11 protein-coding genes are annotated in these 11,069 nt (G+C 65.2%); 5 read left to right on the top strand and 6 right to left on the bottom strand.

Annotated elements, in window-relative coordinates:
- Positions 1–309: 309 nt before the first annotated feature.
- From BLX41_RS09340 to msrA, 5 genes are all read left to right on the top strand, one after another.
- Positions 310–864: a hypothetical protein gene (locus tag BLX41_RS09340; RefSeq protein ID WP_259744609.1), complete on the top strand. Its 555-nt coding sequence runs from the start codon at positions 310–312 to the stop codon at positions 862–864.
- A 109-nt stretch (positions 865–973) separates the two neighbouring features.
- Complete coding sequence (locus BLX41_RS09335) at positions 974–1,942, top strand: aliphatic sulfonate ABC transporter substrate-binding protein (protein ID WP_123724653.1); 969 nt, start codon at positions 974–976, stop codon at positions 1,940–1,942.
- A gap of 114 nt (positions 1,943–2,056) precedes the next feature.
- Entirely contained in the window at positions 2,057–4,129 is a 2,073-nt protein-coding gene (locus BLX41_RS09330; protein WP_123724652.1) for an ATP-binding cassette domain-containing protein, read from the top strand.
- A complete protein-coding gene (locus tag BLX41_RS09325; protein WP_041117702.1) occupies positions 4,126–5,181 on the top strand; it encodes an ABC transporter substrate-binding protein in 1,056 nt (351 codons plus the stop codon). Before BLX41_RS09330 ends, BLX41_RS09325 begins: the two co-directional genes overlap by 4 nt.
- Entirely contained in the window at positions 5,178–5,627 is a 450-nt protein-coding gene (gene msrA / locus BLX41_RS09320; RefSeq protein ID WP_123724651.1) for a peptide-methionine (S)-S-oxide reductase MsrA, read from the top strand. Before BLX41_RS09325 ends, msrA begins: the two co-directional genes overlap by 4 nt.
- 84 nt (positions 5,628–5,711) lie before the next feature.
- Here the strand turns inward: msrA and BLX41_RS09315 are convergent, their stop codons facing one another.
- The 6 genes from BLX41_RS09315 to BLX41_RS34900 all read right to left on the bottom strand — a co-directional run.
- Positions 5,712–5,951, bottom strand: coding sequence for a hypothetical protein (locus tag BLX41_RS09315; protein ID WP_123724650.1), 240 nt, complete (start codon positions 5,949–5,951; stop codon positions 5,712–5,714).
- Positions 5,952–6,623: 672 nt separating this feature from the next.
- Positions 6,624–7,031 carry a type II toxin-antitoxin system HicB family antitoxin gene (locus BLX41_RS09310; protein ID WP_102864418.1) on the bottom strand — a complete coding sequence of 136 codons (408 nt, stop codon included), beginning with the start codon at positions 7,029–7,031 and terminating at the stop codon, positions 6,624–6,626.
- 43 nt (positions 7,032–7,074) lie between these two features.
- Positions 7,075–7,254, bottom strand: coding sequence for a type II toxin-antitoxin system HicA family toxin (locus BLX41_RS09305; protein ID WP_092315415.1), 180 nt, complete (start codon positions 7,252–7,254; stop codon positions 7,075–7,077).
- 128 nt (positions 7,255–7,382) lie between these two features.
- Positions 7,383–8,804, bottom strand: a complete 1,422-nt coding sequence (locus tag BLX41_RS09300; protein WP_123724649.1) for an efflux transporter outer membrane subunit — start codon at positions 8,802–8,804, stop codon at positions 7,383–7,385.
- Complete coding sequence (locus tag BLX41_RS09295; RefSeq protein WP_123724648.1) at positions 8,788–9,954, bottom strand: efflux RND transporter periplasmic adaptor subunit; 1,167 nt, start codon at positions 9,952–9,954, stop codon at positions 8,788–8,790. Before BLX41_RS09295 ends, BLX41_RS09300 begins: the two co-directional genes overlap by 17 nt.
- On the bottom strand, positions 9,944–11,069 hold a 1,126-nt coding region (locus tag BLX41_RS34900; protein ID WP_259744607.1), incomplete at its 5' end, for an efflux RND transporter permease subunit. The genes BLX41_RS09295 and BLX41_RS34900, both read right to left, overlap by 11 nt.

Raw genomic sequence — 11,069 nt, 5'->3', positions numbered from 1 at the left:
GGTGTTTCCACGAATCCGCCCACACCACCATCCCCGTAGGAGCCGGCTTGCCGGCGAAGAGGCCCGCCAGATGTGCATCGCCGGTGCCGACGCCTTCGCTGGCAAGCCAGCTCCTACACGGGGCTTGTGGTGTTTCCACGAATCCGCCCACACCACCATCCCCGTAGGAGCCGGCTTGTCGGCGAAGAGGCCGGCAAGACATGCATCGCCAGTGCCGACGCCTTCGCTGGCAAGCCAGCTCCTACACGGGGCATCGTGAGGTGCTTTGCCGGGGTACACTGGCGAAATTTTTCGCACTGGATGCCGGCTATGCACAGGATGGCGCTCTGTCTGGCCCTGGCTCTGAGCCTGGGGGGCTGTATCGATTACAAATGGGGCCACGACTGGAAGGCTGACAGCCTCGGCGGTTGGCAGGATGCCAGCACCGGCAACTATGACCAGGGCACTTCGTTCAAGCTGGCCTGCGGGGCCGAGCCGCTCTATGTGAGTGTGCAGTCCAGCACTCCTCACCAACTGGTCTCGCTGTTTCTGGTTCCCTTGTTTTCCGCCTCGCTCGGTGCTGACGACTCCGTGGAAATCCGTGCCAGTCACCCGGGCCTGGTGGCTTGCACTTCTTCCGCGCAGAACCCCCTGGTGCTGAAGATGGATAACCGGGTCATCAGCCATATTGGCTATCCACCCCGTCAATTGGCGAACAGCTGTCGCATCCACCTGGACGCTCGTGAGCTGCAGGGCGAGCGCTTGTCGATCGAGGTCAATCAGGCCCTGCTGCCCTGTGCGGCAGCCCCGATAACCTTGAAGAAGCACGGCTACTTCTGTATGCGACAGTCGAAGTTCGGTGGATCGGTGCCCTGCGGCCGTTAGCACCGGTCAATCGCACGAACCTAAGCTAATTCCTAAAAAGTATTTATTTTCGATTTGTTAGATCGATTAGCTTTTAGCGACTTTCCTGTCTCCCAGAAGGTTCGCCCCCATGCGCCTGCCCTTTGCTTTGCGTCGTAGCTTGTCGATCACCGCCCTGGCCGGCCTGGCGCTGGGCATGACCCTCAATGCCCAGGCCGATACCGACCTGCGCATCGGCTACCAGAAATCCTCGACCCTGCTGGCCCTGCTCAAGGCCCAGGGCACCCTGGAAAAACAGCTGGCGGGGCAGGGCGTCAACATCACCTGGCACGAGTTCACCAGTGGCCTGCCGTTGGCGGAATCGCTGAACGTGGGCAATGTCGACATCAGCGCCGATGTTGCCGACACGGTGCCGGTCTTCGCCCAGGCCGCCGGGGCCCAGCTGACCTATTTCGCCAGCGAGACTCCCTCCCCGGCGGCCCAGTCCATCGTCATTCCCAAGGATTCGTCGCTCAAGTCCCTGGCCGACCTCAAGGGCAAGCGCATCGCCGTGACCAAGGCTGCCGGCAGCCACTACCTGCTGATCGCCGCCTTGCGCGAAGCGGGCTTGAGCTTCGCCGATATCCAGCCGGTGTACCTGACCCCGGCCGATGGCCGCGCGGCGCTGGAAACCGCCAAGGTCGATGCCTGGGTCACCTGGGAACCCTTTGTCGCCAGCGCCCAGCGCCAGCAGGGCGCGCGAGTGCTGCACGACGGCCAGGGGCTGGCCAGCTATCGCCGTTACTACCTGGCTTCCAACGACTACGCCAAGGCCCATCCCGAGGTGCTGCAGCAAGTGTTCGCCGAGTTGCAGAAGACCGGCACCTGGGTCAAGGCGCACCCGGCCGAGGCGGCAAAACTGCTGGGCCCGCTGTGGGGCAACCTGGATGTGCCGACGGTGGAACTGGCCAACAGCCGCCGCACCTACAAGGTGGAAGCGGTCAAGCCCGACGCCCTGGGCGAGCAGCAGAAAATCGCCGATGCCTTCTACCAGGAAAAGCTGTTGCCCAAGCCGGTGGATGCCCGGGCCGTGCAGTTGTGGAGCCCGAAATCGTTGTAATTGACCGTTAGATTGCTTTCGCCTGTAGGAGCCGGCTTGCCGGCGAACAGGTCCCCCCCTTTTTTCTTGTTCACCGCCGGTTACGCCACCCCGCGCCCGGCGTCAGGAGTTCCCGTGTCTGCCGTTCACCCCCAAGAGGCCTTTGCCGTCCCTGCCTCAATCAGCCCGCCCGCGGTTAACGCCGACGTGGTGCTGGAGTTGCGCCACCTGACCAAGCACTACGCCCGCCGCCGTGGCCAGTCCGCTCCGCCTGCGGTTGAGCAGGTCAGCCTCAAGGTGCGCCGTGGCGAGGTGCTGTGCCTGATGGGCACCTCCGGCAGCGGCAAGTCCACCTTGCTGCGCCATATAAACCGGTTGATCGAGCCCAGCAGCGGCGAAGTGCTGATCGACGGTTCGGCCATCAGCCAGCTTTCGGCCAGGGAACTGCGCACCCTGCGTTCGCGGCGCATCGGCATGGTGTTCCAGCACTTTGGCCTGCTGCCCCATCGCAGCGTCCGCGACAACGTCGCCTTGCCCCTGGAACTGCGCGGCGAGCCTGAGGCCCTGCGCCATGCCTCAGCCGACGTGCAACTGCAGGCCATGGGCCTGGAAGGCTGGGGCGATCACTACCCCCATGAGCTGTCCGGCGGCATGCAGCAGCGGGTCGGCCTGGCCCGGGCCCTGGTCAGCGAGCCGGACATCCTGCTGATGGACGAACCCTTCAGCGCCCTGGACCCGACCATCCGCCGCGACCTGCAAAGCCACTTTCTGCAGGTGGTGCGCGAGCGTGGCATCACCACCTTGCTGGTGACCCACGACCCGGCGGAAGCCCTGCGTCTGGCGGACCGCATCGCCGTGCTGCGCCACGGCCAGCTGATTCAGGTCGGCACGCCCGAGGAATTGCTGAAGCAGCCGGCGGATGCCGAAGTGGCGGACTTCTTTCAGGAACACGGCGCCCGCAGCGCCACGCCGGTGGCGACGATTGCCCCGCGCAAGAGCGCGACGACCCCGGCGCCGGTCAGCCCCGGACTGTCCTCTGCCCAGGCCCTGCTGCTGGGGCCGGCCGCCCTGGCCGCCAGCGGTCGCGGTGGCCTGTACTGGCTGGGCTTCGCCCTGGAATTGGGGGCGGCCGCAGCCTTGGGGCGAGGGCTGGCCACGGCCAGTTTCGCCTGGGCCGCCCTGGCGCTCATCGGCTTGCTGCTCAGCCGCCTGTTGAGCCTGGCCCTGGCCCGCCGCCCCAGCCGCCTGGGGCGTTCGGACTGGCGTCTGCCGTGGCTGGTGTTGCTGCTGTCCCAGGCCCTGGTGCTGTGGCGGGTGTTGGCCACCGATGCCTCTGGCCCCTGGCTGCAATTTCCCGCCGACCGCCAAGTGCTGCTGGGCACCGCCGCGGCCATCGATCAACTGATTGCCTGGTCCCAGGTGACTTTTGAAAGCACCTTCGTCGGCGTGATAGTCGCCGTGCGCACGGTGATCGAAAGCATCGAAAGCCTGCTGGGCTGGCTGCCCTGGCCGGTGCCGGCCCTGGCCCTGGTGCTGCTGGCCTGGCGCAGCGCCGGCGCCGCCCTGGCCCTGACCAGTGCCGCAGCCTTGATCTACATCGGCCTGTTCGGTTTCTGGGAACGGACCATCGCCACCCTGGCCCTGGTGGGCTCCTCGGTGCTGATCTCGCTGTTGATCGGCGTACCCGCCGGCATCCTCCTGGCCAAGCGCGCCCTGGCCCGGCGCCTGATCACTCCGCTCCTGGACGTGATGCAGACCTTGCCCACCTTCGTGTACCTGATCCCGGCGGTGGCGTTCTTCTCGGTGGGCAAGACCCCGGCAGTGATCGCCACGGTGATCTTCGCCCTGGCGCCGATGATCCGCCTCACCGCCCTGGGGATTCAGGAAGTGCCCAAGACCGCCGTCGAAGCAGCCCTGGCCCACGGCGCCACGCCGTGGCAGATCCTGACCAAGGTCGAACTGCCCCTGGCTGCGGGCTCCTTGCTACTGGGGATCAACCAGACCCTGGTGATGAGCCTGTCGATGGTGGTGGTGGCGGCGCTGATCGGCGCCGGTGGCCTGGGCTACGACGTGATGACCGCGCTGCGCAACATCAAGGGTGGCGAGGGCATGTTGGCCGGCGCCGCGATTGTGTTCTGCGCGTTGATTCCCGACCGCATCATTCAAGCGACCCTGCGCCAGCGGGATCGCACATTGCATCAATCATGAGGTGTCCCTTGAACAAGTCGTTTACCCGTACCCTTGGCGCCGCCGCGCTGCTGTTGGGTTTGTCCCTGCCGGTGCTGGCCAAGGACAAGATCGTCATCGGCGAGCAGAACTGGACCGGCGCCATCGCCATCCAGAACATCCTTGGCGAAGTGATCAAGAGCCGCCTCGACGGCGACGTTTCCTACCTCGCCGGTGACGTGCCGGTGCTGTTCGCCGCCGCCGCCAAGGGCGACGGCTCGGTGGACGTGCTCACCGATATCTGGCTGCCCAACCAGTCCGCCGCCTGGGCCAAATACGTCACCGGCGGCACCCGCTCCCTGGTGCCCAACAAGCAGCCGTACCTGGGGGTGCAGGGCTTCTACATTCCCGGCTACCTGCAAGACAAATACGGCGTGAAATCGGTCTACGACCTGCAAAAGCCTGAAGTGGCGAAACTCTTCGAACCCCTGGGCGGCGGCAAGGCGCAACTGCTGGTGGGGCCGGCGGGCTGGGAGTCGACCTACATCGGCCAGATCAAGGCCAAGGATTTTGGCTTTGCCGATAAATTCGAATCGGTGTCCACCGAAGCCTCGGTGACCTACGCCAAGCTGGCTGCAGCCTACAAGGCCCAGCGCGGCGTGGTCTTCTACGCCTACACCCCGGACTGGATCTTCTCCGCCTTCGACCTGCGCCGCCTGGATGAACCGGCGTTCGACGGCTACGCCCAGGACAACAAGAAGGGCGACCCGCTGTACAAGGCCGACGGCTGCTGGAAATTCATCAGCCCCACGGTGGATGCCGACTGGCTGAGCAAGAGCAAGATCACCTGCGCCTACCCGGATGCACGGGTTTATGTCTTGGCGTCCAGCGCCCTGCAAAAACGCGCACCACGGATCGCCGCGTTCCTGGAGAACTTCAGCATCGAGCCTCAGGCCCTGAACGACCTGATTCTCAAGATCGAAAAGGAACAGCAACCGGCGGCGCAGGCGGCCAAGGAATGGGTCGCCGCGCACCCGCAGATCGTTGATGGCTGGCTGGGTGCCAGCGGCGAAAAGGTGGGGGTGGCGCAATGAGTGGAGTTGAACAGGCGACCTTTGGCGCTGGGTGTTTCTGGGGCGCGGAAGCCGCGTTCCGGGCCTTGCCTGGGGTAGTGGACAGCCGCGTCGGCTACGCCGTGGAAGCGGCGGACGAAGCCTTGCAGATAGAAGTGGTGCAGGTGGATTTCGACCCGCAGGTGCTGGCGTATACCCGCCTGATCGAACACTTCTGGGACCTGCACGATCCGACCTCGGTGGATCGCCAGGGCGAACATGGCGGGGTGAAATATCGCTCGGCGATCTTCCACACCAACGCCGCGCAAGCCGAACAGGCGAGGGCGGCCAAGACCGCCCTGCAAGACTCCGGCCGCCTCAACAAACCCGTAGCCACGGTGATCGTGCCCCTGGGCCGTTTCGACCTGGCGGATGAAGCGCACCAGCGTTACCTGGAGAAGAACGGCCTTAGCAGTTGCCACATCTGATCGTTTGCAGGTACGCAGGCTTTTGTAGGAGCCGGCTTGCCAGCGAAGAGGCCCGTAAGACCGCCTTCGCCGGCAAGCCGGCTCCTACGCGACCCGCCACTGAATCACTTCCAGCACCGCGCAGCCTTCTCGGGTGAGCAGGTGCACGCCACGGGTGATGCGGGTCAGGTCGCAATCGCTGATGTCTTTCAGCACCAGGGTGGACAGGCTGTCCATCAGGTCGCGGACCACGGTGAAACGGTGGGCGGCGCTGCTGGCCAGGTCGCTCAAGGGGGCTTGGGTGTCGAGGTAGAACACCGGGTGTTCGGTGTCGTGGGTGTCGATGGGGGTGAAGCGGGGAGGTGATGGTCAGTCATCGGTGCAGCTCCTTTTTTCAGAGCAATCACCTTTTTGCCGATTGGGAGGAATAGGGCGGTGGAGCGCAGAAAGACTGGCCGGAGACAGGACAGCAGTGCACCAGAAGGTGCCCCGCGCATCACCGTCATGCCCCTCGATCGCTGGCGCAAAAAGCGACTGCAATGATGGTTTGATAGTCGATGCGTTCCTATATTCGACCGGCCAAGGTCGTTCGCGGATTGGGTTGCGAGGGGGACTATAGGAGCGACGTCATAGCGCTGCAACAGGGTGTTGGAGGAGATGTTTGAGCGCTTGTTTCGTGGTGTTGGTGGCTGGTTTTGGTGGGGGGTATATCCGTTGCTGCGGGTGTGGTGGCTGGCGGTTTCGTCCTTACGGCGAGGGGGCGGGGTACATATCCGTTGCTGCGGGTGTGGCGACTAGCGCGTTTACGCGCTTTTCGTAGGAGCCGGCTTGCCGGCGAAGAGGCCCGTGAGCCATGCAGCGCCTGGGCGGGCGCCTTCGCTGGCAAGCCAGCTCCTACATGGGGGCGGTACAGGGATCAATGCCGGTCCAGCCCAAAATAACCAAAGGGTTCCTGCTCCGGTTTCCGTCGCCTCGTTCCGGGCTCCTGAAGTGGGAGTGAGAGCAAGTGCAAAGCCCTCAAACGCCCTGCAAGACCCTCAACGCAGCTTGAGCCAAAAAGCCCGATCGGCTTTTCTGTTCCGGATGATGTTTCACATATTCATCAATTCGATTCAGCAAATAGCCCGGCAGCGTGATGTTGAGTTTTTCCGCCTTGCCCATGTAGCGAGTGATGTCGATATCAATCACGGCCCAAGTGCAGCCTTGATACTGGGGATTGGCGGCGTGGAGGGTCACTGTGCGCGCGGTGGGAATGGCTGCTCCTTCTTCGGCCAGTAATTCCAGGTGGCCTTCGATGGCTTCGCGGGCCATGGCCATGGCATCGTCGAGGTCGTCACCGGCGGAGAAGCAGCCAGGAATATCGGGTACTTCCACACCCCAGGCGTGTTGGTCGTCACCGGGGAGAATGGCAATGGGATAGAGCATGGACTGATCCTCCTTCGGACCTGGGAGCGTCGAGCCTGGGTGATTAGAGCCGGGCTTGTTTCAATATGCTGCTTACTGTTTTGGCCAGTAGATCTTTTTTGGGATGGGGAATGGTTACCAGGCCTGGCTTGGTTGGGTGTTTGAAGTGGTGGTGACTGCCCTTGACCCTGACCAGATACCAACCATCTGCTTCGATCTGGGCGATGAGTTGCCTGCTGTTCACATCGCTTTCAACTCCCTGTCGTGGTGGTGGGTATAATAACTACTTTTTGCCGCTCAACACTATCAGCAACGGTTGGCGACGCATAGGGCGAGGCGGCAAACCTCAAGCTTTTAGCTTGCCGCTTGCCGCTACAAACTTGACGCTGACTCTCCCCCACCCAACGCCACCACCAACCCCACACTGGCCTGCAACTCCCTTGTCTGCACCGCCTGCAACCCCCGCTGGGCCTGCAAGGCTGCGGTCTGCGCCGTCACCACATCCAGATAACTCACTGCTCCGGCCTGATAGCTGTTCATGGCCAAGGTCTGGGTATGCAGCGCCGCATTCACCGCCGCCTGCTGATCCAACGCCTCCTGGTGCAAATCCCGCAGTTGCCCCAGGTTATCCTCCACCTCGCGCACCGCCCGCAGCACTTGCCCACGGTAATGGGCGGCGGCCTCTTCGAACTCGGCGTGGGCCTGGCGCTCATTGGCGCTCAGCCGGCCGCCGTCAAAAATCGGCAGGTTCACCAACGGCCCCAGGGCCCAATAACGATTGCCCGCGGCCAGCAGGTTGCCCACGCCCTGGGTCTGGCCACCGAGCATGCCGGTCAGGCTGAAATCCGGGTACCAGGCGGCGCGGGCGATGCCGATGCCGGCATTGGCGGCGTACACCCGGCGTTCGGCGGCGGCAATGTCCGGCCTGCGTTGGAGCAGGGTGCTGGGCAGTTGCTGGGGAATGCCCGGCAGGCTCAGCAGTTGCGTCGAGGGCGCCAGGTGGAACTGGCTGGCCGGCTCCCCCACCAGTTCACCGATGGCGTGTTCGGTGAGGTTGCGCTGGGTCCGCACTTCGTCCAGTTCCGCTTCGGCGCTGGCCAGTTGGCTCTGGGCCCGGGTCAGGTCCAGTTCCGAGGCGATCTGCCCCTGGTAGCGGTCGCGGGTCAGTTGCAGGGCCTGGGCGTAATCCTCCAGGGAGTGGCTGAGGATGCGGCTCTGGGCGTCCAGGCCATTGAGTTGCACATACAGGCTCGCCAATTGTTTTTGCAGGCTCAGGCGCGCCGCTGCCAAGTCGTCACCGGAGGCTTGGGCCTGGGCGTCTCCGGCCGCTGCTTGATTGCGAATCCGCCCCCAGAGGTCGAGGTCCAAGCCCAGGGCAAAACCGGCGGTGTTGCTGTTGTATACCGAAGGCTGGGTGCTGCCGCGCAGCGGGCGGTTGTCCGACTGACGCTGGCGCAACGGTTGGGCGCTGGCGCTGATCTGCGGGAACAGCCCGGCCTGCAGCTGGCTGGCGTAGGCCTGGGCGCCGTCATAGTGAGCCAGGGCCGCGGTGAGGTCCGGGTTGGCCTGGAGCAGGCGCTGTTGCAGGTCGTTGAGACGCGGGTCCTGGTACAGCAGCCACCACTGTTCGGCAATGACCTGGGGCGTGGCGGCCGGGTGCCAGGGGCCGTCGGCGTTCTGTTCGCGATACTGCGCCGGCAGGTCGATGGGCGGCACCTGGTAGTGGGGCGCCAGGGAGCAGCCGTGCAGGGCCAGCAACAGCAGGGCGGCGAGGGGCTTAAGCCTTGGGCGCATGTTCGCCTCCCGCGTCCGCCAGTTGCACCAGGTCACCTTCGCGCAGGGCGTCCGGCGGGTTGTCGATGACCTGGTCGGTCGCTTGCAGGCCCTGGTCGATCACCAGCCGCTCGCCCAGGTCCAGGCCGATATGGATGCTGCGCAGGTGCACGTGGCGGGAACCGTCGATCACCGCCACCTGGGTGCCCTGGGCGCGGAAGATCAGGGCGCTGGCGGGGATGCTCACGCCGTGGGTGTCGGCAGGGATGGCCAGTGTGGCCTCGGCATAGTCGCCGGGCATCAGCGCGCCGTCCGGGTTGGCGGCGACGAACTGTGCCAGCAGGGTGCCGGAGCGTGGGTCGATGGCGGTGGAGTCGCCCAGCAGTTGCGCGCTGAAGTGCTGGCCAGGGTGCTCGGGCACGGTCAGCTGCGCTTGCAGACCAGGGTGGATCACGCTGGCGTAGTTCTGCGGAATCGGCACGTAGAGCCGCAGTTTGTGGGTGTCCGCCAGGTCGAACAGCTCCGGGTCGCTGTCGTTGTCGGCCTTGATCAACTGGCCGATATCGGTGTGGCGGGCGGTGATGGTGCCGGCGAACGGTGCACGAATGGTCTTGTAGTCCTCCAGCGCCGAGAGCCGCGCATAGTCGGCGGCGGCCGCCTCGGCATTGGCTTTGGCGGCGGCTGCGTTGGAGGTCTTTTCATCGGCTTCCTGGCGCGATACCGAGTGGCTGGCCAAGAGGTTCTGCCAGCGCTCGGCGGTGGTCTGGGCCAGCCGGGCATTGGCTTGCTGCTGGATCATCCGCGCCCGGGCCTGGGCCACTTGCTGGTCCAGGTCGGGGCTGTCGATATGGGCCAGTACCTGCCCGGCGGCCACGTGGGTGCCTATGTCCTGGGTCCAGTCCTTGAGGTAGCCGCTGACCCGGGCATGGATCGGCGCCTTGCTCCAGGCTTCCAGGTGCGCCGGCAGGCGCAGGGTGTCGCCCAGCACATTGGGTTGCGGCTGGAGCACCAGCACCTGCGGCACGGCAGCGGTTTCGGTCCAGGCAACGACGGCCCGTTCATGCCGGGTGCGCGCGGCCAGGCCGCTGGCCACCAGCAGCGCGGCCAGGCTCAGGCCGCCGATGCCCAGCAGCATCAGGCGTTTGCGCGAAGGGGTGTGATCAGGCGACATGGGTGTTTTCTCCAGCAACAGCGGATTGGGGACGGCGGCCGTGGACCAGGCTGAAGACCACGGGGACAAAAATCAGGGTGGCCACGGTGGCGAGGATCAGCCCGCCGATCACCGCGCGGCCCAGTGGGGCGTTCTGTTCCTCGGACAGGGCCAGGGGCAGCATGCCGATGATCATCGCCAGGGCGGTCATGCACACCGGGCGAAAGCGCGTGTAGCCGGCTTCCAGCGCGGCCTTGAGGGCATCGCCGTGTTCCGTCAGGCGCTCGCGGCAAAAACTCACCACCAGGATCGAGTTGGCGGTGGCCACCCCCATGCACAGGATGGCCCCGGTCAGCGCCGGCACCGACAGCGAGGTGCCACTCAAGAACAGCATCCAGACGATCCCGGCCAGGGCTGCCGGCAGCGCGGTGATGATCACGAACGGATCGACCCAGGACTGGAAGTTGACCACGATCAGCAGGTAGATCAGCACCACCGCCCCCAGCAGGCCCAGGCTCAGGCCGCTGAAGGCTTCGTGCAGGGCGTCGATCTGCCCGTGCAGGCTGACCGTGGCGCCCTTGGGTCGCAGGGCCGCAGCGTCGCCCAGGACCTTTTGCATGTCGTGGGCCACGGCGCCCAGGTCGCGGCCCTGGACGTTGGCGTACAGGTCCAGTGTGGGCTGGATGTTGTAGTGGCTGACCACCGCCGGGCTCTCGCCCCGGGAGATGTCCGCCAGGCCGCCGAGGATCTGCGACTGGCCGTTACTGCCGGTCACCGGCAGCGCCTCCAGGGCCGGCAGGCTGTCCAGGCGGTATTGCGGGGTGGCGGCGACGATGGAATAGGACACGCCGTTCTTCGGGTTGAGCCAGAAGGTCGGCGCCACCTGGGAGCTGCCGGCCAGCGACGCCACCATGCTGTTGGTCACGTCGCGCTCGGTGATGCCCAGGCCATTGGCCCGCAGGCGATCGACCTTGACCTGCAAGGACGGGTAGCCGGTTGACTGCTGGATGCGCAGATCGGCGATGCCCGGCACATGCTGCAGGCGCCGCTGCAGTTGCAGGGCGTAGGCGCGGTTGGCCGCGGCGTCGGGCCCGGAGATTTTCACGTCCAGGGGGGCCGGGGCGCCGAAGTTGAGG

The sequence above is a fragment of the Pseudomonas protegens genome (genome assembly GCF_003732485.1).
Classification (GTDB): Bacteria; Pseudomonadota; Gammaproteobacteria; order Pseudomonadales; family Pseudomonadaceae; genus Aquipseudomonas; species Aquipseudomonas protegens_B.
This window is presented reverse-complemented; position numbering and strand designations above follow the sequence as displayed.

Coding starts and splice junctions, on each gene's coding strand:
- BLX41_RS09340 (WP_259744609.1), top strand. CDS start 310: ATGCACAGGATGGCGCTCTGTCTGGCCCTGGCTCTGAGCCTGGGGGGC.
- BLX41_RS09335 (WP_123724653.1), top strand. CDS start 974: ATGCGCCTGCCCTTTGCTTTGCGTCGTAGCTTGTCGATCACCGCCCTG.
- BLX41_RS09325 (WP_041117702.1), top strand. CDS start 4,126: ATGAGGTGTCCCTTGAACAAGTCGTTTACCCGTACCCTTGGCGCCGCC.
- msrA (WP_123724651.1), top strand. CDS start 5,178: ATGAGTGGAGTTGAACAGGCGACCTTTGGCGCTGGGTGTTTCTGGGGC.
- BLX41_RS09310 (WP_102864418.1), bottom strand. CDS start 7,031: ATGCTCTATCCCATTGCCATTCTCCCCGGTGACGACCAACACGCCTGG.
- BLX41_RS09300 (WP_123724649.1), bottom strand. CDS start 8,804: ATGCGCCCAAGGCTTAAGCCCCTCGCCGCCCTGCTGTTGCTGGCCCTG.
- BLX41_RS09295 (WP_123724648.1), bottom strand. CDS start 9,954: ATGTCGCCTGATCACACCCCTTCGCGCAAACGCCTGATGCTGCTGGGC.